The organism is Roseateles sp. P5_E1, from assembly GCF_054049335.1.
The window spans coordinates 449,205-469,387 of the sequence record NZ_JBFUMN010000001.1 but is presented as its reverse complement, the minus strand read 5'-3'; the positions used below and the strand labels follow the sequence as shown (position 1 = coordinate 469,387).

Annotated in this window: 20 protein-coding genes; 17 read left to right on the top strand and 3 right to left on the bottom strand. The window is 66.3% G+C overall.

What is annotated here, in order from left to right; genetic code table 11:
- Positions 1-19 precede the first annotated feature (19 nt).
- The 10 genes from sucC (at position 20) to ACXJKJ_RS02210 (ending at position 10,613) form a co-directional block, all read left to right on the top strand.
- A complete protein-coding gene (sucC, locus tag ACXJKJ_RS02255) occupies positions 20-1,180 on the top strand; it encodes an ADP-forming succinate--CoA ligase subunit beta (RefSeq protein WP_457388909.1) in 1,161 nt (386 codons plus the stop codon).
- Positions 1,181-1,201: 21 nt separating this feature from the next.
- The gene (sucD, locus tag ACXJKJ_RS02250; RefSeq protein WP_057297752.1) at positions 1,202-2,095 is read left to right on the top strand and encodes a succinate--CoA ligase subunit alpha; all 894 of its coding nucleotides are present in this window, start codon (positions 1,202-1,204) and stop codon (positions 2,093-2,095) included.
- A gap of 127 nt (positions 2,096-2,222) precedes the next feature.
- Positions 2,223-2,918 carry a TerC family protein gene (locus tag ACXJKJ_RS02245; RefSeq protein ID WP_056191462.1) on the top strand — a complete coding sequence of 232 codons (696 nt, stop codon included), beginning with the start codon at positions 2,223-2,225 and terminating at the stop codon, positions 2,916-2,918.
- A gap of 10 nt (positions 2,919-2,928) precedes the next feature.
- Positions 2,929-4,068, top strand: a complete 1,140-nt coding sequence (locus tag ACXJKJ_RS02240; RefSeq protein WP_457321232.1) for a serine/threonine-protein kinase — start codon at positions 2,929-2,931, stop codon at positions 4,066-4,068.
- Positions 4,065-4,862, top strand: a complete 798-nt coding sequence (locus ACXJKJ_RS02235; RefSeq protein WP_056191460.1) for a Stp1/IreP family PP2C-type Ser/Thr phosphatase — start codon at positions 4,065-4,067, stop codon at positions 4,860-4,862. Before ACXJKJ_RS02240 ends, ACXJKJ_RS02235 begins: the two co-directional genes overlap by 4 nt.
- Positions 4,863-4,914: 52 nt before the next feature.
- Positions 4,915-5,565 carry an FHA domain-containing protein gene (locus tag ACXJKJ_RS02230; protein WP_056191458.1) on the top strand — a complete coding sequence of 217 codons (651 nt, stop codon included), beginning with the start codon at positions 4,915-4,917 and terminating at the stop codon, positions 5,563-5,565.
- A 165-nt stretch (positions 5,566-5,730) separates the two neighbouring features.
- Complete coding sequence (locus tag ACXJKJ_RS02225) at positions 5,731-6,516, top strand: MBL fold metallo-hydrolase (RefSeq protein ID WP_056191456.1); 786 nt, start codon at positions 5,731-5,733, stop codon at positions 6,514-6,516.
- A gap of 241 nt (positions 6,517-6,757) precedes the next feature.
- Positions 6,758-7,210 (top strand): pilin, encoded by a 453-nt coding sequence (locus ACXJKJ_RS02220; RefSeq protein WP_457388907.1) that lies wholly within the window; start codon positions 6,758-6,760, stop codon positions 7,208-7,210.
- A gap of 188 nt (positions 7,211-7,398) precedes the next feature.
- Entirely contained in the window at positions 7,399-8,805 is a 1,407-nt protein-coding gene (locus ACXJKJ_RS02215; RefSeq protein WP_457388905.1) for an O-antigen ligase family protein, read from the top strand.
- Positions 8,806-8,990: 185 nt separating this feature from the next.
- Positions 8,991-10,613 (top strand): Wzy polymerase domain-containing protein, encoded by a 1,623-nt coding sequence (locus ACXJKJ_RS02210; protein WP_457388903.1) that lies wholly within the window; start codon positions 8,991-8,993, stop codon positions 10,611-10,613.
- Here ACXJKJ_RS02210 and moaC read toward each other — a convergent pair.
- A complete protein-coding gene (gene moaC / locus ACXJKJ_RS02205; RefSeq protein WP_457388901.1) occupies positions 10,605-11,093 on the bottom strand; it encodes a cyclic pyranopterin monophosphate synthase MoaC in 489 nt (162 codons plus the stop codon). The genes ACXJKJ_RS02210 and moaC overlap by 9 nt on opposite strands.
- 74 nt (positions 11,094-11,167) lie before the next feature.
- Between moaC and ACXJKJ_RS02200 the strand changes: the two genes are divergently transcribed.
- Positions 11,168-12,760: a M48 family metalloprotease gene (locus tag ACXJKJ_RS02200; protein ID WP_457388899.1), complete on the top strand. Its 1,593-nt coding sequence runs from the start codon at positions 11,168-11,170 to the stop codon at positions 12,758-12,760.
- Between the two features lie 123 nt (positions 12,761-12,883).
- Here the strand turns inward: ACXJKJ_RS02200 and ACXJKJ_RS02195 are convergent, their stop codons facing one another.
- Positions 12,884-13,516, bottom strand: a complete 633-nt coding sequence (locus ACXJKJ_RS02195) for a glutathione binding-like protein (RefSeq protein WP_457388897.1) — start codon at positions 13,514-13,516, stop codon at positions 12,884-12,886.
- 69 nt (positions 13,517-13,585) lie between these two features.
- On the opposite strand from ACXJKJ_RS02195, the gene ACXJKJ_RS02190 reads away from it, so the two are divergent.
- A complete protein-coding gene (locus ACXJKJ_RS02190) occupies positions 13,586-14,215 on the top strand; it encodes a TetR/AcrR family transcriptional regulator (protein WP_457388895.1) in 630 nt (209 codons plus the stop codon).
- 185 nt (positions 14,216-14,400) lie between these two features.
- Here the strand turns inward: ACXJKJ_RS02190 and ACXJKJ_RS02185 are convergent, their stop codons facing one another.
- Complete coding sequence (locus ACXJKJ_RS02185) at positions 14,401-14,757, bottom strand: phage holin family protein (protein WP_235531772.1); 357 nt, start codon at positions 14,755-14,757, stop codon at positions 14,401-14,403.
- A gap of 127 nt (positions 14,758-14,884) precedes the next feature.
- Here ACXJKJ_RS02185 and ACXJKJ_RS02180 point away from each other — a divergent pair, with 127 nt between their 5' ends.
- From ACXJKJ_RS02180 to ACXJKJ_RS02160, 5 genes are all read left to right on the top strand, one after another.
- Entirely contained in the window at positions 14,885-15,658 is a 774-nt protein-coding gene (locus ACXJKJ_RS02180; protein ID WP_457388894.1) for an energy transducer TonB, read from the top strand.
- Between the two features lie 97 nt (positions 15,659-15,755).
- A complete protein-coding gene (locus ACXJKJ_RS02175; protein ID WP_457388892.1) occupies positions 15,756-18,065 on the top strand; it encodes a TonB-dependent receptor in 2,310 nt (769 codons plus the stop codon).
- Between the two features lie 23 nt (positions 18,066-18,088).
- Positions 18,089-18,772, top strand: coding sequence for a Fe2+-dependent dioxygenase (locus tag ACXJKJ_RS02170; protein WP_457388890.1), 684 nt, complete (start codon positions 18,089-18,091; stop codon positions 18,770-18,772).
- Positions 18,769-19,887: an alpha-hydroxy acid oxidase gene (locus ACXJKJ_RS02165; RefSeq protein WP_457388888.1), complete on the top strand. Its 1,119-nt coding sequence runs from the start codon at positions 18,769-18,771 to the stop codon at positions 19,885-19,887. Before ACXJKJ_RS02170 ends, ACXJKJ_RS02165 begins: the two co-directional genes overlap by 4 nt.
- Before the next feature lie 10 nt (positions 19,888-19,897).
- Positions 19,898-20,182, top strand: a complete 285-nt coding sequence (locus ACXJKJ_RS02160; RefSeq protein ID WP_056191418.1) for a PepSY domain-containing protein — start codon at positions 19,898-19,900, stop codon at positions 20,180-20,182.
- Position 20,183: the final 1 nt, after the last annotated feature.

Below are 20,183 nucleotides of genomic sequence, written 5' to 3'. Positions count from 1 at the left end.
CGACCCGAGAGACCCAGCCATGAAAATCCACGAATACCAGGGCAAAGAGATCCTGCGCCAGTTCGGCGTGCCGGTGCCGCGCGGCATCCCGGCTTTCACCGTGCAGGAAGCCGTCGAGGCCGCCCAGAAGCTGGGTGGCCCGGTCTGGGTGGTCAAGGCCCAGATCCACGCCGGCGGCCGCGGCAAGGGTGGCGGCGTCAAGGTCGCCAAGACACAGGACGACGTCAAGGCGCTGGCCGAGAAGATCCTCGGCATGCAGCTGATCACGCACCAGACCGGCCCTGATGGCCAGAAGGTCCGGCGCCTCTACATCGAAGATGGCGCTGACATCAAGAAGGAGCTCTACGTCTCGCTGGTCACCGACCGCGGCACGCAGAAGGTCGCCTTCATCGCGTCGAGCGAAGGCGGCATGGACATCGAAGAGGTGGCCCACTCCACGCCCGAGAAGATCATCACCGAGATGATCGACCCGCTGGCCAGCCTGACCGAAGCCCAGTCGCGCAAGATCGCTGCGGCCATCGGCCTGACTGGCGCCTCCATCGACCAGGCCGTCGACATCTTTGCCAAGCTCTACAAGTGCTACATGGACACGGACGCGTCGCTGGTTGAAATCAACCCGCTGAATTGCGACAGCAAGGGCAACCTGATGGCCCTGGACGCCAAGTTCAACTTCGACGCCAACGCGCTGTTCCGCCACCCCGAGATCGTGGCCTACCGCGACCTGGACGAAGAAGATCCGGCCGAAGTTGAAGCCAGCAAGTTCGACCTGGCCTACATCAGCCTGGACGGCAACATCGGCTGCCTGGTGAACGGCGCCGGTCTGGCCATGGCCACGATGGACACCATCAAGCTGTTTGGCGGCGAGCCGGCCAACTTCCTGGACGTCGGCGGCGGCGCCACGGCCGAGAAGGTCACCGAGGCCTTCAAGATCATGCTCAAAAACAAGAGCGTGAAGGGCATCCTGGTCAACATCTTCGGCGGCATCATGAAGTGCGACACCATCGCCGAAGGCGTCATCACCGCCTGCAAGGCCGTGAACCTGTCCGTGCCGCTGGTTGTGCGCATGAAGGGCACCAACGAAGAACTGGGCAAGAAGATGCTGGCCGAATCCGGCCTGCCCATCATCGCGGCCGACACGATGGCCGAAGCGGCCACCAAGATCGTCGCCGCAGTCGCCTAAGCCCGCCCAGAGGAATCAGACATGTCCATCTACATCAACAAAGACACCAAGGTCATCACCCAGGGCATCACCGGCAAGACCGGCCAGTTCCATACCCTGGGCTGCCAGGCCTATGCCAACGGCAAGAACGCCTTCGTCGCGGGCGTGAATCCGAAGAAGGCTGGCGAGAAGTTCAGCGAGATCCCCATCTACGCGACCGTCAAGGAAGCCGCCTCGCAGACCGGCGCGACCGTGTCGGTGATCTACGTGCCGCCCGCCGGCGCCGCCGCCGCCATCTGGGAAGCCGTCGAAGCCGACCTGGACCTGGCGATCTGCATCACCGAAGGCATCCCCGTCCGGGACATGCTGGAAGTGCGCAACAAGATGAAGGCCAAGGAAGCCGCTGGCGGCAAGCGCACGCTGCTGCTGGGCCCCAACTGCCCCGGCCTGATCACGCCGGAAGAAATCAAGATCGGCATCATGCCCGGCCACATCCACCGCAAGGGCCGCATCGGCGTCGTGTCACGCTCCGGCACGCTGACCTATGAAGCCGTGGCGCAGCTGACCGAGATCGGCCTGGGCCAGTCGTCGGCCGTCGGCATCGGTGGCGACCCGATCAACGGCCTGAAGCACATTGACGTGATGAAGGCCTTCAACGACGACCCGGACACCGACGCCGTCATCATGATCGGCGAGATCGGCGGCCCGGACGAGGCGGAAGCCGCGCGCTGGTGCAAGGCCAACATGAAGAAGCCCATCGTCGGCTTCATCGCCGGCGTCACGGCGCCCCCCGGCAAGCGCATGGGCCACGCCGGCGCGCTGATCTCCGGCGGCGCCGACACGGCCGATGCCAAGCTCGCCATCATGGAAGAGTGCGGCTTCACGGTCACGCGCAACCCATCCGAGATGGCCAAGCTGCTCAAGGCCCTGCTCTGAGTGCTCCTCGTGAGCGATTCGAGGGCCGTTCACTGAACGGCCCTTTTCCTTTGCTGCCTGCGTAGTTGCACGCAGACGCAGCCCGCCCGGGCGGACCGACACTCGGGCGACCAACACCGAGCCTGCCATGGACCTGCTGAACGCCGCCTTCTTCATCGCGCTGCTGAAGATCATCTGGGTCAATATCCTGCTGTCCGGCGACAACGCCGTCGTCATTGCGCTGGCCTCGCGCAATCTGCCGCACAGCCAGCAGAAGAAGGCCATCGTCTTCGGCAGCGGCGCTGCCATCCTGCTGCGGGTCGTGCTGACGCTGTTCGCCGTACAGTTGCTGCAGCTGCCCTGGCTGAAGCTGATCGGCGCCGTGCTGCTGTTGTGGATCGGCATCCAGCTGCTGGCCGACAGCGAAGACGACGCCGACGTGCACGCCAGCGGCAATCTGTGGACGGCCGTGCGCACCATCCTGATCGCCGATCTCGTCATGAGCCTGGACAACGTCATCGCCGTCGCGGCCGCCGCCAACAGCGCGCCCGAGGGCGCCCGCCTGATGCTGCTCATCATCGGCCTGGGCCTGTCCATCCCACTCATCATCTTCGGCAGCACGCTGCTGTTGAAGCTGATGGAGCGCTTCCCGGTCATCATCACGCTGGGGGCCGCCCTGCTGGGCTTCGTCGCCGGCGAGATGGCGACGACCGATGCGGCCGTGCACGAGTGGTTCGAGGCGCATATGCATGGCCTGGACTACGCCGTCAGCATCAGCTGCGCGGTCCTGGTCGTCGTCGTTGGCATGGCGCTGGCCCGCCGCAGCAAGCGCGAGGCCGCCTAAGATCGACCGCATGGCAAGCGGCGGCAAATCCGGCAAGGCAGGCAGCTTTTGGCAGCGCCTCATCGGTCGGGTGCCCGATCCTGCTGGCTCACCGTACGGCGATCCGTCGGCCCTGCCGACCGTGCAGCAGACTCAAGGCCCCGGCGCGTCCACGCCGCAGGTCAGGGCCGCACAGCCGCCCCCCGACCTGCGCGATTTCGAACTCGGTGCCGAGATCGGCCGCGGCGCGATGGCCGTGGTCTACAAGGCCACGCAACGCTCAACGGGCCGCCAGGTCGCCATCAAGCGCCTCGCGCTGAGCCGCGAATTCTCGGCCGAAGACCTGGCGGACGTGCGCGAGCGCTTCATGCGCGAGGCGCGTGCAGCCGGCCAGCTGGAACATCCAGACATCCTGCAGGTCGTCGATGCCGGCCAGGACGGCGCTGACGCCTGGATCGCCCTCGAATACGTGCTCGGCCGCGACCTGAGCAGCTTCACCAAGGCCGGCCAGCTGCTGCCCGCTCGCGAAGTCGTGCAGATCGGCGCGCGGCTGGCGCGGGCCCTGGCCTATGCCCACAGCCAAGGCGTGGTGCACCGCGACATCAAGCCCGCCAATGTCATGCTGGACCGCATCAATGGCAGCCTGAAGCTGATGGACTTCGGCATTGCCCGCGTTGGCGACGGCAGCCGCACCCGCACCGGCCTCGTGCTGGGCACGCCGTCCTTCATGTCTCCGGAGCAACTTGCCGGCCTGACGGTGGACGGCCGCAGCGACCTCTACTCCCTGGGCGTGCTGCTCTACCAACTGCTCAGTGGCGCACTGCCCCATCAGAGCGAGTCCATGGCGCGGCTGATGCAACAAATTGCGACCGAGCCTGCACCCGATATCCGCATTCACCGCCCCAGCCTGCCCGAGGCCCTCGCCCTGGTGCTGGCCCTGGCGCTGGAGAAGCGCCCCGAGCTGCGCTACGCCGACGGCGAGCAGATGGCTCGTGATCTCGAAGCCGTGCTCGTGCTCGGCCTTCAGGCCGAACCCGCTGCGCCCGAAACGGCTGCAGCGGCTTCCCCCCAGGATGCGGCCTTCGCACAAACACTGCGCTTGGCGCCTGAGGAAGCAGGGCAGAATCCTTGCTCCTCTGCCGAGCCCCACGAGCCACCGCAAGCCTCATGACCCTGGAGTTCTTCAGCGCCACCGACGTGGGACGTGCGCGTGACAACAATGAGGATTCGGTCGCCCTGGACGAGGCCGCAGGCCTGACCGTGCTGGCCGACGGCATGGGCGGCTACAACGCCGGCGAAGTGGCCAGCCAGATGCTGACCAGCTTCGTCAGTTCCGAGCTGGGCCGCTGGCTCAAGGACGCCGGCCGCGAGGCCCGGGCCGGCGAGGTCAAGCGCGCCATGGACATCTGCGTGGACAACGCCAACCGCGCCATCTTCAACGCCGCCAACACCAACCCGCGCTATGCCGGCATGGGCACGACGCTGGTGCTGGGCGTCTTCCGCCCCGAAGGCCTGCTGCTCGGCCATGTCGGCGACTCGCGCGCCTACCGGCTGCGCGCCGGCCGTCTGACGCAGATCACGCGCGACCACTCGCTGCTGCAGGAGCAGATCGACGCCGGTCTGCTGACCGTCGAAGAAGCCGCGTTTTCCAGCAACAAGAACCTCGTCACGCGCGCTGTTGGCGTCGAGGACACGGTGCTGATGGAGCTGCATCTGCACGAGGTCCAGCCGGGCGACACCTACCTGTTGTGCTCCGACGGCCTGTCCGACATGCTCGACGATGACAGCCTCGCCAACCTGCTCAACGGCAATCCGGCCTTGCCCGAAGCTGCACGCGCACTGATCAACGCAGCCAATGACAGCGGCGGTCGCGATAACATCGCGCTCATCCTGGCCCGCGCAGAAGGACGCCAACGTACCGAAGGACGGGGCTGGTGGCCCTTCGGTCGACGCGGCGGCAACTGACTTGCTACCCCATGCAAAGTCAGGGCACGTACAACAGAACTTGAGGTCATAAATGGGCAAACTGGTGGTTTCGCTCGACGGCGTCGTGATCAAGGAGGTGCAGATCACCAAGGACAAGACCACCCTCGGTCGACGTCCCTACAACGACATCGTCATCGACAATCTCGCGGTCAGCGGCGAACACGCCGTGCTGCAGATGGTCGGCGCCGACGTCTTCATTGAAGACCTCAATTCCACCAACGGCACGTACATCAACGGCAAGGCGATCAAGAAGCAGCTGCTGGCCGACAACGACACGGTCGAAATCGGCAAGTACAAGATCAAGTTCCTGCTGAACGACGGCGGCGACTACGAGAAGACCATGATCCTCAAGCCCGGTTCCGGCGCGCCGCCGAGCCTGGGCCTGGGCTCCAACTTCGGCTCGCTGGGTGCGGCCGCCATCGGCCCGGCCTCCATCAAGGTGCTGACCGGCGCCGCCGCCGGCCGCGAGGTCGCGCTGACCAAGGTCGTCACCACGCTGGGCAAGCCCGGCGTGCAGGTCGCCTCCATCACCAAGCGCCCCACCGGTTATGTCTTCGCCCACGTCGAAGGTAACCAGCGCCCCAGCGTCAACGGCATCCCGCTGACGGGCGAATCGATTGCACTCCGCACCGGCGACCTGATCGAGCTGGCCGGCACGCAGATGCAGTTCATCCAGGGTTGATCGCCCGAAGTCCAGGCCGGCCGCGGCCTTCGCGGCTGCTGTGACTTCCTCACGATAGCGACACCCCCAACTCGGTAATCCGACCGTCCGACCCACGGGGCGGGTGCGTACATTCTTGGCTCGGCCTCGCCTGATGCGAGCCACCCATTCCGAGCCACGCACCGCATGAACATCCGCGTCCTGGGCTGCTCCGGCGCCATTGCCGCCGGCTACAAGACCACTGCCTTCCTGCTGGACGACGATGTCCTCATCGACGCCGGCACCGGCGTGGGTGACCTGCCGCTGGATGCGCTGGCCGCGGTCGACCACATCCTGCTCAGCCACTCCCATCTGGATCATGTGCTCGGCATTCCGTTGCTGGCTGATGCGGTGCTGCGCCTGCGCGCCGCGGCGGGCCGTCCGCCCATCCAGGTCCACGGCCTGCCCGAGACGTTGGCCGCCCTGCGCCAGCACATCTTCAATGGCGTGATCTGGCCCGATTTCACCGTCCTGCCCAGCCGCGAGGCGCCGGTGCTGAGCCTGCACCCCTTCCAGATCGGCGACCGCGTCGACCTGGGCGGCCGCCTCATCGAAGTGCTGCCGGCAGCCCACACCGTGCCGGCCGTCGGTTTCGCCGTCGATGCCGGCACCGCGAGCGGCCACGCGCACTGGGTTTTCACCGGCGATACCGGCCCCAACCCGGCCCTGTGGCGGCGCCTGGCCGACCTGCGCCTGTCCCATCTCGTCATCGAGACGGCCTTCAGCGACGACGAGGCCGAGGTGGCCCACGTCAGCCAGCATCTTCATCCGGCGGAGCTGGGCCGCGAATTGACCCATCTGGCCGGCAGCGTCGACGTGCGCATCACCCACATCAAGCCCGGCGAGGTCGAAGCCGTCATGCAAGGCGTGCAGGCCTTGAACAGTCCCCATCGGATCAGCGCGCTGCAGGCCGGCCAGGAAATGGAACTTTGAGCCCGCCTTGCGATCGAGTCTGGCGCCCTGCGGCGCCATTTTTTCGCCTGACGTTTCTCGGCCCGCCACGCTGCAATGACAGAACGCGTCAGCTCGAAGTGACGTTTTTTGTCAGATCTGGCGACTCAACCACCTCAGCCGTGCGCTTTCGCACAGTTTGAGGGCCCGAAAAAGCTGGCACGGCCCCTGCATTCAGGGGGTGTGCCCTCCTCCCACCACTCACACTCGCTGGAGTACTGACATGAACCTGAAAGCACGCGCCCAACAAGGCTTCACCCTGATCGAACTGATGATCGTCGTGGCCATCATCGGCATCCTGGCTGCGGTCGCGATTCCGCAATATAAGGACTACACCGCCAAGGCCAAGGCTGGCAACGCGCTGTCGTCGGCCGACACCGCGAAGGCTGCCGTGGCCCTGTGCGCACAGGAAGAGGGTGGCCTCTCGACGTGCAATACAACCGGCGTGCTGAGCGCTTACAGCTTCACGCCGACCGCCGAGGTCGCCTCGCTGACGATCACCGGCAATGGCGTGATCGCACTGACTTTCAATGCTGCAACCAAGGTTGGCAACGACTTGGGCGCCAAGACCATCACGTTCACGCCGAGCCTGGGCACTTCTAGCGTCGTGTGGACTGCCACCACGACCGTGACCGCTCCGGTGCTCGTGGCAGCGATCCAGAAGAACAACACTTGATCTAGCGTTGTTCAATAAAAAGGGGCCTAGCGCCCCTTTTTTATTTTCTGCGGGGTGATTCGTCAATCTTTACCCAATGGCTTGCGGCGCTTCAGAACATCACTGGCTTCAGGAATTTCGACGTTGCGCCTGCGAAGCAGGCGCATATCGCATTTGTAGAGCCACTTCCTAAGATTTCCAGTCCTGCCATGTATAGAAAAAGTTGGGACACCAAACTGACTGCAGTTTCGTTTGGCGGCGGCTTGCTGATGTTTATCTGCATGATGCCGTTTTATTCGGCATTCAGCGCCTCCGCTCATGACTTGGCAAGGTTGGCGCAAATCCCACTATTCTTGCTCGCCACGATCTATCTGCTTTTGGGCGAACACGCGCCATGGGCACGGGAGAACGTCACAACGGTCGGCGTCTTGGTAGCACTGATGCTGCTTTCCGCTCTTCATGCTCATCAGCCCGCCGCCGCCTTCAGAGAGCTTTCGCTCGTCTTTTCACTGTTCTTCTTGACGCTTGCCATTGGCGCCCTTCGAAAGGAAATGGGGACAGAAAAGATTCTCCTTGCCATCGTCTTGTCGTGGCTCGTCTACGAGATCTTTTTTTTGCTAGCCTGGAGTGCCAGCGCTCTCAATGGCGGTGTGGGTAATTTTTGGCTGATGGTTCCGGGATTCGATAATCCTCGTTTCCTGAATCACGCCCAGACTCCCGCAGTTCCCCTCTTGATTGGCATCGCGAGCGACAGGAACCATTCCCTCAAACTCAGACGTTTCGGCTGGGTCGCCGCTACCTTCAGCATCGCTATCCTCATTGGCCTGGCATCGCGGGCGAGCAGCGTCGCATTGGTGTTGAGCGCGCTGGGGGTTGCAGTTATTTTCCGCCAACGAGCCGGCGCTTACCTGAAGTGCGGCCTGATTTCATTGACGGCGGCGTCGATTCTTTATTTTTGCGTTTTCTACGCAGTACCGCTCCAACTTAACGCCGCGGCGATGACCGCGCCGCACACAGCCAACGACCTGGTCAGCGATCATTCGCGCATATTTCTGTGGAAGATTGCCATCGATCAACTGATGAGTTCGCCGTTGCTGGGTGTTGGCCCGATGCATTTTTCAGAATATATCAATCTGCGCGCCGCGCATCCCCATAATATGTACTTTCAGATTCTTGCAGAATACGGATTGCCGATCGCATTGCTGATATTCTATTGGTTACTGCGCTTGCTATGGGAAGGCATTCGACGCCAACAAGCCGCGAAAAGCGGAATCACCGCGATGGCTGTTTCGGCGACCGCGGGCGTTTTGGCGTTGGCCATTGACGGGTTTTTCTCCGGCAATTTTGTGATGCCCGTATCACAGGTTTGGATATGCATCGCGATCGCCCTGTTTGCCAAGGCTCCGGCTGCCGCGTCAGCACGCAACGCCGTAGAGCAGCCCGAAAAACCCATGGCACCGAGGCTCATCCTGTTGGTACTTCTGATAGTTCAGCTGCTGTTTTCATACTCGACCATCAGGGAATATGAAATGCCGCGGCCCACGCTGGGGCAGCGGCCTGCATCGCCAGCGTCGGAACCGAACAACCCCCGCTTCTGGCTCGACGGGTGGCTGTAAGGGCTTCGCGCGCATCCAAAATACGCCCCTCTCGCCTGGGCTGCCACGCGCTCGGGCCCAGTCCAATACCCAGTCTCCTTAAAGCGTCGCCTACGTGCGTGACACCTATCTCTGCCATGTCGTCGCCTGCTTCCGCTGACTCCGCGCCCCTCAGCCTAGTTCTGGCCGCCGCCCTACCGCCGCTGTTGGCGTTCAACCAGACGCCCGCGGCCACCCTCTACAACCAGTTGCTCGCCCTCTCTGGCTGGGGCCTGGTGCTGCTGTTGTGGGCCCGGTCCACGCCAGGCTGGCGCGCAGGCCTGACGAGCCCCGCAGCCGTCGCCCTGGCCCTGCTGCTCGCCGCTCCGATGTGCTCGGTGGTCTGGCGCGGTTTGCCTGCGTCTCTTGGCCTGAGCGCCACCGCCATCATTGGCGCCGGGCTGGCCGTGCTGCTGGTGGCCCAAGGCTTGCCCCGCGACCAACGCGGCCGCGCCGCTGAAGCGCTCTGCTGGGGCGTGCTGGTGGCCGGGCTCGTCAGCGTGGCCATCAGCCTCGTGCAAGTCTTCATGCCCGACTGGGCTGATGGCAGCGTCATTGCCCGCTCGGGCGTGCCGGGCCGCGCGGTCAGCAATCTGCGTCAGCCCAACCACCTCGCCAGCCTGATGATGTGGGCGGCCGTCGCCAGCGTCTTCTTGACCGAGAAGCGCAACTGGCGCGCCGCGCTGCCGCCACTGCTGTTCGCCTTCGTGTTCACCGTCGTGATGGGCGCCTCGCGCACCGGTTTCATCGGCATCGCGATGCTGGCCCTCTGGGGCTTGGCCGACCGCAAGCTCTCGCGCGCAGCGCGTCTGTGTCTCATCGCGACTCCGTTGATGCTCGGCATCAGCTGGTGGCTGCTCTCGCTGTGGTCGGCTGAAGGACACACCTTCGGTGCGGCCTCGCGCCTGTCCGAGGGTGCCGGTTCACCGGCACGGCTGGCCATCCTGCGCGACGCCTGGGCGCTGACTGTCGCCAACCCGCTCTTCGGCGTCGGCTGGGGTGAATTCAATTTCGCGTGGAGCCTGACGCCCTTTCCGACCCGGCCCATCGCCTTCTTCGACCACACACACAACCTACCCTCACAGCTGGCCGTCGAAATGGGCCTGCCTTGGGCCGGCGCCGTGCTCGGCCTGCTCGGCTGGGCGCTGTGCAAGGCCTGGCGCGGCGCGGCACGCGCGGGCGAAGATGCCCCTCTACGCCGCGCTGCGCTGATGATCGTGCTGACCATCGCGCTGCACAGCCTGCTGGAGTACCCGCTCTGGTACGCCTACTTCCTGCTGCCGGCCTGCTTCGCCCTAGGCCTGGCGCTGCCGGCGGAGGCCGACGCCGCGCCCGCGTCGGCAACAACCTGGCAAGTCATCGGTGCGCTGCTGATCGCCGGCAGCGCCTTCGCAGTGTGGGACTACCAGCGCGTCGTTGCCATCTACACGCCGAGCGAGGACGCGATGCCGCTGAACGAACGCATCGCGAACGGCCAGCGCTCGCTGTTCTTCAGCCACCAGGCCGACTACGCGGCCGCCACCAGCCAACCCCCTGGGCCGCTCGCGCTGGAGGCTGCGCGCCGCACGGCCTTCAATCTGATCGACGCGCGGTTGCTGATGCACTGGTCGCAATCGCTGGACAAGACCGGTGACCAGGAAGGCGCGCGCTTCCTCGCCGACCGCCTGCGCGAGTTCCGCAATCCGACCGGGGACAACTGGTTCGCCAACTGCGAGATCGCCGCCTCAGCCGCCGCCATGCCGCAATGCCAACCGGCATCCGGCGTCGTCCCCTGGCGAGCGCTACGCTGATTCGGCGGCACTCCAGTCGCCGCTCTTGCCGCCCTGCTTCTGCAGCACCCGCACGTTGCCGATGACCATGCCGCGGTCCGCGGCCTTGCACATGTCGTAGATGGTCAGCAGGCCGACCTGCACGGCGCACAGCGCCTCCATCTCGACGCCGGTGCGGCCCAGCGTCTCGACCTGGGCGCGGCACAGCACGCGGCCGCCGGCTTCGTCCAGATCGAAGTCCACCGCAACGCGAGTGATCGGCAGCGGGTGACACAGTGGCACAAGGTCGGCGCAGCGCTTTGCGCCCTGGATCGCCGCGATGCGTGCCACGCCCAGCACATCGCCCTTCTTGGCCGTGCCGCTGGCGATCAATGCAAAGGTCGCCGGCTGCATGCGAATCTCGCCTGCGGCGACGGCGACACGGTGGGTCTCGKCCTTGGCCGACACGTCCACCATATGGGCCTGGCCCTGGGCGTCGAAGTGAGTCAGCGGGGTCGACATACCAAGAAACATTCAGGAAACCGAGTTGCAGGCATCATAGACAGCCGGCTCCCGCCGGCCGGAGTCTCTGTTCGATGAAGAAGTCACCCGCCTCCCGCGCCCTGCTGACCCTGCTTGCGGCCGCCTGCCTCATCACCACCAGCCCGATCCGGGCCCAGGTCAACCTGCCCGCCCTGGGTGACTCGGTCTCGCAGGATCTCGATGTCGTGGCCGAGCGGCAGCTCGGCGAGCGCTACATGCGCATGATCCGCATCGACCCCGCGTGCGTGCAGGACCCCATCCTGCAGGAGTACATGGCCGGCATCTTCGAGCCGCTGGTGGCCGCGTCGCGCAAACTCGGCCATATCGGCGAAGACATCCAGACCCGCTTCGCCTGGGAAAGCTTCCTCGTCGAGGACAAGAGCGTCAACGCCTTTGCGCTGCCGGGCGGCTTCGTTGGTACCCACCTGGGGCTCATCGCGATGACGGTGTCACGCGACGAACTGGCCTCGGTGCTGGCGCACGAGATCTCGCACGTGACGCAGCGCCACATCGCACGCCGCATTGCCGGTGACTCCAAGAACAGCATGGTCGCCATCGCGGGCCTGCTGCTGGGCGTGCTGGCCGCGTCGCGCGGCAACATCGACCTGGCCAATGCCGGCATCGTCGGCGGCCAGGCGGCGGCCACGCAGTTGTCGCTGAACTTCTCGCGCGACATGGAGCGCGAGGCCGACCGCGTCGGCTTCAACGTGCTTGTCGAGGCCGGTTTCGCGGGCAGCGGCATGGTCAGCATGTTCGAGCGCATGGAGCAGGCTTATCACCTGATGGACAACGGCGCCTTCCCGTACCTGCGCTCCCATCCGCTGACGAGTGAGCGCATCGGCGACGCACGCACGCGCCTGGCCCTCGAACCGTTCGCGCGCCCGCGGGGCCTCGCCGAGCATGCGCTGATGGCAGCGCGTTCGCGAGTGCTGATGGACCCCCGCGTCGAGGCCTGGAAGGTACTGGAGAACTACGACGCCGGCGCCCGCAACATCCGCGAGAGCGGCGGCTACGAACAGCTCGGGGCGCGCTATGCCGCGGCGCTGGCGTCCATCAAGCTGCGCAACTTCGACCGCGCAGAGGCCACGCTGCGCAGTGCGGAGGTGACGTTGCAGCTCGTCAACCCCAGCCCCGCCGAGACGGTGGCCGCCAGGCGGCAACTGACCTATCTGCGTGCCGAGCTCGCGCAGGCCCGCGGCCGCCCGATGGAGGGCACCGCCGCGCTGGACACGCTGTCAGGCGAGAAATCCCGCCCCATGCTGATGCAGCGCGTGGGCCTGGCGCTGGCGGCCGGCCCGGGGTCGCCGACCCTGCGCGAGGCCGCGGATGCACTGCAGACCCATGTCAGCCTGGAGCCGCGGGACTCCCTGGCCTGGGCCCAGCTCGCACTGATCTGGCAGAAGCTGGGCCAGCCGCTGCGGGCCGTGCGGGCCCAGGCCGAGGTGCATGCCGCCGCCGGCGACTTGAACGGTGCCATCGACCGCATGCGCTCAGGCCTGCGCCAGTCACGCGGGCCGGATGCCGACCAGGTCGAAGCCTCCGTCATCGACGCCCGGCTGCGCGCCCTGGTCTATGAGCGCCAGTCGCTCCTGGGCGAGATGTACCGCGGCCGCTACATCCCGCCGGACGTCGAACTGCCGAATTGAGACCACCCCGTACGGCCTGACGGCCGCCCCCTTCAAGGGGGCACTCCCGACGGACCGGCAAAGCCGGATCCGTGGGAGTCGCTGGAGGAGCGGCAGCGCTACGCGCGCCTAGAGCACCCACCTTCAAGCGGCGCGGAGACGTTGCTCTTCTTGATAGAGGGCGAACTCCTCACGCAGCGCCCGCGCCACGGCTTCACGCTGGCCGATGCGGCGGTGATAGACCTTGACCGCGGGCCATCCGCCCAAGTCCACGCCGGCATAGGGCGCCCAGTTCAATACGACGGCGAGGTAGATGTCGGCGATGCCATAGCTGCCCTCCAGGTATTCGTGCTGCTGCAGATGAGCTTGCAGGACGCCCAGGCGCAGCGCCGCCTTGTCCATCGAATAGGCCTTCACGTCGGCGCTGGCCTTGGGATCGAGCAGCGGCACGAAGACGGCCTTGTGCAGTTCGGTGCCGATGAAGCCCAGCCATTGCCGCACACGGGCGCGCGCATCGGCTTCGGCGGGCAGCAGGCCCGCCGCCGGGAAGGCCTCGGCCAGATATTGCAGCACCGCGGCGTTCTCGTTCAGCAGCCAGCCCTCCGGGGTGCGCAGCGCCGGCACCTGCCCCATCGGGTTGACCTGCCAGTAGTCGCGCCCGTCCAGCGTGCGCTTGGCCTTGCCGTCCACCTGCGTGAAGCGCGCATCGGCACCTACTTCATACAGCACGGTGCGGCTCGCCAGCGAACAGGCCATAGGGGAAAAGAACAGCTCCATCAAGATCTCCAACAGTGTTTTTGTACTGTATTGAATAGAATTCATTGTCGTCAATGAATTTCATGCGCCGTGGTACAAAAATCTGAAGATGAGGCCAAGCCAACCCCGCGCCCTCGCGGGCGGCCGCGCAGCTTCGACACCGAGGCCACGCTCGCGCAGGCCACGCTGGCCTTCTGGCAGCGCGGCTATGCAGCGACGTCGCTGGACGATCTGAGCCATGCCACCGGCCTGAACCGGCCCAGCCTTTATGGCGCCTTTGGCGACAAGCACGCCCTCTATCTGCAGGCGCTGCGTCTGTATACCGAGCAATCCAATGCCGCCATCGCCGCGGCGTTGGCGGACCGTTCGCTACGCGATGGCCTGCTGCGCGTCTACGAGTTGGCGCTGCAGCTCTACTACCCGCCCGACGAGGCCGCTCGGGGTTGCCTGCTGATTGGCACGGCGGCCACCGAGGCGCCGCGGGACGAAGCCATTCGCCAGCAGCTCGGCGATGCGCTGCGCGGTTTCAACACCGCTTTCGAGGCGCGGCTGCGGCGGGCAGTGACCGACGGCGAGCTGCCGCCCGGCACCGATGTGGCGATGCGCGCCCAACTCGCATCGGCGGTGCTGCATTCGATGGCACTGCGCGCCCGCGCCGGCGATGCGCGCGAGGAACTGGCCGCCTTCGCGGCCGCGAGCCTGGACTTCGTCTGCCGCTGACGCGTCAGTGATCCATTTCGCGTTTGCGGCACCCGGAATTTGCGGGCCGAGCGCTGGGCCGCTCCCGAGCCGGCCCGCCATGGCGATGTGCTTGCCGGTCAATCCGGCAAGTATCGCCGTCCCCTGGGGGGACCGACTGGACTCGCCGGCGTTCAGCAAGGAGAGGCTGGGCGAGGGGCCCCGTCTCAGTCGCCAGGGAAGACGCGCTCGACGACGACGTCGATGACCATGCCGCACAGGCTGTAGATCAGCGAGCCGATCAGCGCGGCGGCGAAGCCCGTCACGGCCAGGCCATCCAGCACCGTGGCGGCCATCCAGAACATCAGCGCGTTGATGATGAAGAGGAAGAGGCCCAGGCTGAGCACCGTCACCGGCAGCGTCAGCAGCACGAGGATGGGCCGCAGCAGCGTGTTCAGCAAGCCAAGCACGAAGGCCGCGATCAATGCGGATGTGAAGCTCTTGACGATGACGCCGGGGTAGAGGTGAGCCACCAGCAGCAGGGCGCCAGCGAGCAGCAGCCAACGAACGAGGATCTTGGTCATGGCCGCGAGCATATCGGGCCACTGCCAGAGCGGTGTCGCATGACTGCAGCATCGCGACGCCGCATCAAATAGGAATCGTTCGCATTCGTGTTAAGATTTTTTCATCGAACACGATCCCGTCTCGCTCGTGAAGCCCGCCCTCGCCTTTGTTGCCTCCAATTCGGCCCTTCCCGCGCCGGTCGCCGTCCCATCGCGACCGGCGGTGGTGCTGCCGTTGCGAGTGCCGGAACCGCGGCTCAGCTTTGCCGAGATGGGGCGCCCGTCGCGCAGCCGGCGCCTGTTGCTGGTGGGCATCGCGGCGCTGCATCTGCTGGGGCTGTGGGGCCTGAGCCAGGTGCAGGATGTGCACCGCACGGTGGCACGCCTGGCACCCGTCGTCGTGCGCCTGGTGGCACCGGCCGAACCGCCCAAGCCATTGCCACCGCCCCCAGTCGCGATGCCGGAGCTGAAGGCGCCGGCGCTAACGATGGTGGACCCGCCGTTGATCGCCGTCGCCGCCGCACCCGCACCCTCTCCTGTAGTCGCGGCCCTGCCGCCACCGCCGCCAGCGGTCGTTCCGGTGCAGACGGCGCCCACGCCAGTCATTCCAATCACACCCCCACCGGCCCCCCAGATCAAGCAGATCCCCGCCAGTGCGGTGCGCTATCTGAAGGAGCCGCGCATGACGGTGCCGCTGATGTCCAAGCGGCTGCACGAGTCCGGCGTCGTGCACCTGCGCGTCATCGTCGACGTGCGCGGCCAGCCGCGTGAGATCACCCTGGCGAAGTCCTCGGGCTTCGCCCGCCTGGACGAGCAGGCGCTGCAGGACATGCGCAGTGCCCGCTTCGCGCCATACACCGAGAACGGGCAGCCCGTCGAGTGGGAGGTCATCGCGCCGATGTCCTACGAAGTCGACCGCTGACCCCACCTCCTTTCCCTGAGTAGCCATGCCGTGGGCGGCGTCTTGCGCCGCCGTGGGCAAAGCCATGCCCATTCAACACGATCCCTCGGAGAAATCCATGTCCCGCAAGAACAAATCGAACAAGTCGAAGACGCAGGCGCTGCTACCCCTGGGCGCGCTGGCCGCCGGCTTCGGCCTGGCCACGGCCACCCTGGCCCAGACCGCGCCCACACAGAAAGCGCCCGCCAAGGAAGAAAGCGTGCTGCCCACCGTGCGCGCCAAGGCCACTGCCGAGCCGCAAGGCAAGGACGGCTACCAGGCCACCGAGACGCGCATCGGCAAGGGCAAGCAGGACATCCGCGACATCCCGCAGTCCCTGACCATCGTCACCGAGAAGCTCATCGACGACCGCAACCTCGACAACGTCAAGGAAGTGCTGAAGAACACCGCCGGCATCACCTTCCAGGCGGCCGAAGGCGGCGAGGAAGACATCAAGATCCACGGCATCTCGCTGCAGAGCACCGGTGACATCTTCATCGACGGCATGCGCGACCCGGCCTTCTACGACCGCGACACCTTCTTCCTCGACAAGGTCGAGCTGCTGCGCGGCTCCGGTGCGCTGATGTTCGGCCGCGGCTCCAGCGGCGGCGCGGTCAACCAGGTCACCAAGCAGGCTGTGCTGGCCGACCAGAACGAGATCAACGTCGGCGCCTACAGCCACGGCGGCCTGCGCGTCACCGGCGACTTCAACAAGCGCAGCGGCGAGACGACGGCCTGGCGCATCGGCACCATGGTCAACCGCGCCGACAACGACGGCTCGGGCAACATGATCAACAAGGCCGGGCTGGCCGGCTCGGTGCGCACCGGCATTGGCGAAGACGACGAGTTCGCCCTCACGCTGTACGCCCTGGACAACAACAACGGCATGAACTACGGCATGCCGTGGATCAAGCCCACGCCGACCGCTCCGAGCAGCGCCACGACGCTGCTGCCGCTGGCACCAACCGCCTACTTCGGGCTGGCAAGCGACCGCAACAAGGGCACGGCCAACTACGTGATGGGCTCGCACACGCACCGCTTCAGCCCCAACGTCGAGCTGGTCACCAAGGCCCGCTATGCGTCCTACACGCGTGACCAGCGCGCCGGCACGGTGCGCTTCGCAGCTGCAGCCCTGCAGCCGGGCGGCATTGCCGCGTCACTGGCGAACTTCGGCCCCAACACCGTGCTGGCTCGCGGCACCCAGCTGAAGATCCAGGATCTGCAGACCATCACCGTGCAGAGCGACCTGAGCGCCAAGTTCAAGGCCGCCGGCATGGAGCACCATGTCATGACCGGCGTGGACTTCGCGCAGGAGAAGAAGCAGGTCTACAACGACAGCCCCGGCTTGACGGCCGCTCAGCGTGCGGCCTTCTACGCGGCGCTGGGCCTCACCAAGCCCAGCACGCTGGCCGGCACGCCCGACGATGGTGCCGGCATCGACGAGTCGCGCCGCCAGCCTCTGAAGGCGAGCGAGTACACCTCCCGCTCTGCCGGCGCCTACGTGCAGGACATGGTGTCACTCACGCCGCACTGGAAGCTGCTCGCCGGCCTGCGCTACGACAAGCTCAAGGGCGACTACGACAACTTCAACTACAGCTACAACGCCACCGGCACGCCGGGCTACGACAAGATCGCTCGCTCAACGACCGACAGCTACCAGATGAACGTGTCGGAGTGGAGCAAGCGCGCCGCCGTGCTGTTCCAGCCGAGCGCCCAGCTGTCCTTCCACCTGATGGGCGCGACGTCGTTCAACACCTCGGGCGACACCTATTCGCTGAGCGCCGCCAACGCCAACATCCCGCCCGAGAAGTCGGTCAACATCGAGTTGGGCGGCCAGTACGACAGCGCCGACGGCAGGCTGACGACGCGTTTCGGCATCTTCCGCGCCACCAAGCTGCACGAGCGCAATACCGACCCGCTGAGCAATCTGGTCGTGCTGTCCGGCAAGCGCCACGCCCAGGGCGTCGACGTCGACATCACCGGCCGCATCACGCCGGAATGGGAAGTCTTCGGCACCTTCACCTGGATGCCGACGGCCATCATCGACATCGGTGCCGAAGGCGCGGAAGGCGAGGGCACGCGCCCGTCGCTGACGCCGCGCTACTCCGGCAGCTTGTGGACGACCTACAAGATCACGCCGCAATGGCGCGTTGGCGGCGGCTTCAACGCTCGCAGCGGCCAGCAGCCCAACCGCAACCCCGGCTTCTACGCGCCCAAGTTCATCATCGGCAACCTGATGGCCGAATACACCGTCATCGAAGACGAGCTGCTGTTCCGCCTCAACGTCGACAATGTGACCAACAAGCGCTACGCCGACACCCTCTACACGGGCCACTACATCCCGGGCAAGGGCCGCGTCGTCGCGCTGACGGGCACCTACAAGTTCTAACCCCGAAAGGCCCGCGCCCCGCCATGCTGCTCAAGATCGAACAGGTTCTGGATGCGGCCGGCCTGGCGAGGGCCCGCGAACTGATGGCCGCGGCCCCCTGGGCCGACGGCCGCGCCACCGCCGGCCGCCAGGCGGCCCAGGTCAAGAACAACGAGCAACTGCAGCCGGGCAGCGAGCAGCACCGCGAGCTGCAGGCCCTGGTGCTGCAGGCGCTGGAGAAGCACCCGCTGTTCTTCTCGGCCACGCTGCCCAAGCGCGTGCTGCCGCCGCTGTTCAACCGCTATGCCGGTGCCAGCAACGCCTACGGCAGCCATGTCGACCAGGCCGTGCGCTACCTCCCCGGCGGCGTGCAGCGCGTGCGCACCGACATCTCCTGCACCCTGTTCCTCAGCGCACCGGCCGACTACGACGGTGGTGAGCTCGTCATCGAACACGCCTTCGGCGAGCAGCGCGTCAAACTCGCCGCCGGCGACCTCGTCGTCTATCCCGGCAGCAGCGTGCACCGCGTCGAGCCCGTCACGCGCGGGGAGCGGCTGGCCAGCTTCTTCTGGATCGAGAGCATGGTGCGTGGCGACGAACAGCGCCGCCTGCTCTATGAGATGGACATGAGCCTGATGAAGCTGCGCGGCGAGCAGGGCGAAACGCCCGAACTGGTGCAGCTCACCGGCACGTATCACAACCTCTTGCGGATGTGGGCCGACACGTGACTGCGCCTCGCATCGAGTCGTTGCCGGACGGCCTCGCCAACCTGGCAGATTTCGAATCGCACGCCCAGACCCGCGTCGATCCCGCAGCCTGGGCCTACCTGAACGGCGGTGCCGCGGACGAGATCACGCTGCGCGCCAACCGCGCGGCCTGGGACGCCATCAAGCTGCAGCCCCGCGTGCTGCGCGACCTCTCCGGCGGCCACACGCGCGTGACGCTGCTCGGCCGCGAGCTGCGCCACCCCATCCTGCTGGCGCCCATCGCCTACCAGCGCCTTTTTCATGCCGACGGCGAGCTGGCCATCGCCCACGCCGCCGCGGCGCAGCAGGCCGGCCTCATCCTCAGCGCCCAGGCCAGCGTGACGATGGAAGAGGTCGCCGCACCGATGCTGGCCGACCCGAGTGCCGGCCCGCTGTGGTTCCAGCTCTACTGGCGTGACGACCGCGACTTCATGCGTGCGCTGCTCCAGCGCATCGAAGCCACCGGCTACCAGGCCCTGGTGCTCACCGTTGATGCACCCGTGCACGGCGCGCGCGACCGTGAGCGCCGCATCGGCTTCAAGCTGCCCGATGACATCCGCGCGGTGAACCTCGGCGGCGTCAAGAAGCCGCTGAACCTGCAGCCCGGCCAGAGCGCGCTCTTCGACGGCCTGATGCCGCGCGCCGCCACCTGGCGTGAGATCGACTGGCTGCGCGCCGAGAGCCGGCTGCCGCTGCTGCTCAAGGGCGTCACGCACACCGACGATGCGCGTGAAGCCCTGGCCCGCGGCGTGACCGGCTTCATCGTCTCCAACCACGGCGGCCGCACGCTGGACACGCTGCCGCCCACCGCCGAACTGCTGCCACCGCTGCGGGCCGCCCTCGGGCCCGACGTGCCGCTGCTCGTCGACGGCGGCATCCGCCGCGGCACCGATGTGCTCAAGGCCATGGCCCTGGGTGCCAACGCCGTGCTGCTCGGCCGCCCCTACGTTCATGCCCTCGCCGCCAGCGGTGCGCTGGGCGTGGCGCATGCGCTGCGCCTGCTGCGCGACGAACTCGAGATCGCCATGGCGCTCTCGGGCTGCAAGACTCTCGCCGACGCCGGCCCGGCGCTGCTCTGGCCCGGCAACTCCCGTTGAAAGGCTCACCATGAAATTCCTCGCCTCCCTTCTCCTCGCTTTCACCGCCTCCGCCGCCTTCGCTCACGGCAACGTCTCCTGCCCCGCCGTGCCCAAGGAAGAGAAGAAGCCGCAGATGGAACTCCAGAAAAAACTCGAAGGCGAAGGCTGGAAGGTCCGCAAGGTCCAGAACTACAACGGCTGCTACGAGGTTTACGGCTTCGATGGCGCCGGCAAGAAGGCCGAGGCCTTCTTCAATCCCAAGACCTTCGAGCGCGTCTATCCGGAAGGCGAGCAGCCCGCCGAGAAGAAGTAGA

Excerpts from the sequence above, each read along its gene's own strand:
- sucC (WP_457388909.1), top strand. The coding sequence starts at position 20 with ATGAAAATCCACGAATACCAGGGCAAAGAGATCCTGCGCCAGTTCGGC.
- sucD (WP_057297752.1), top strand. The coding sequence starts at position 1,202 with ATGTCCATCTACATCAACAAAGACACCAAGGTCATCACCCAGGGCATC.
- ACXJKJ_RS02245 (WP_056191462.1), top strand. The coding sequence starts at position 2,223 with ATGGACCTGCTGAACGCCGCCTTCTTCATCGCGCTGCTGAAGATCATC.
- ACXJKJ_RS02240 (WP_457321232.1), top strand. The coding sequence starts at position 2,929 with ATGGCAAGCGGCGGCAAATCCGGCAAGGCAGGCAGCTTTTGGCAGCGC.
- ACXJKJ_RS02235 (WP_056191460.1), top strand. The coding sequence starts at position 4,065 with ATGACCCTGGAGTTCTTCAGCGCCACCGACGTGGGACGTGCGCGTGAC.
- ACXJKJ_RS02230 (WP_056191458.1), top strand. The coding sequence starts at position 4,915 with ATGGGCAAACTGGTGGTTTCGCTCGACGGCGTCGTGATCAAGGAGGTG.
- ACXJKJ_RS02225 (WP_056191456.1), top strand. The coding sequence starts at position 5,731 with ATGAACATCCGCGTCCTGGGCTGCTCCGGCGCCATTGCCGCCGGCTAC.
- ACXJKJ_RS02220 (WP_457388907.1), top strand. The coding sequence starts at position 6,758 with ATGAACCTGAAAGCACGCGCCCAACAAGGCTTCACCCTGATCGAACTG.
- ACXJKJ_RS02215 (WP_457388905.1), top strand. The coding sequence starts at position 7,399 with ATGTATAGAAAAAGTTGGGACACCAAACTGACTGCAGTTTCGTTTGGC.
- ACXJKJ_RS02200 (WP_457388899.1), top strand. The coding sequence starts at position 11,168 with ATGAAGAAGTCACCCGCCTCCCGCGCCCTGCTGACCCTGCTTGCGGCC.
- ACXJKJ_RS02195 (WP_457388897.1), bottom strand. The coding sequence starts at position 13,516 with ATGGAGCTGTTCTTTTCCCCTATGGCCTGTTCGCTGGCGAGCCGCACC.
- ACXJKJ_RS02185 (WP_235531772.1), bottom strand. The coding sequence starts at position 14,757 with ATGACCAAGATCCTCGTTCGTTGGCTGCTGCTCGCTGGCGCCCTGCTG.
- ACXJKJ_RS02175 (WP_457388892.1), top strand. The coding sequence starts at position 15,756 with ATGTCCCGCAAGAACAAATCGAACAAGTCGAAGACGCAGGCGCTGCTA.
- ACXJKJ_RS02170 (WP_457388890.1), top strand. The coding sequence starts at position 18,089 with ATGCTGCTCAAGATCGAACAGGTTCTGGATGCGGCCGGCCTGGCGAGG.
- ACXJKJ_RS02160 (WP_056191418.1), top strand. The coding sequence starts at position 19,898 with ATGAAATTCCTCGCCTCCCTTCTCCTCGCTTTCACCGCCTCCGCCGCC.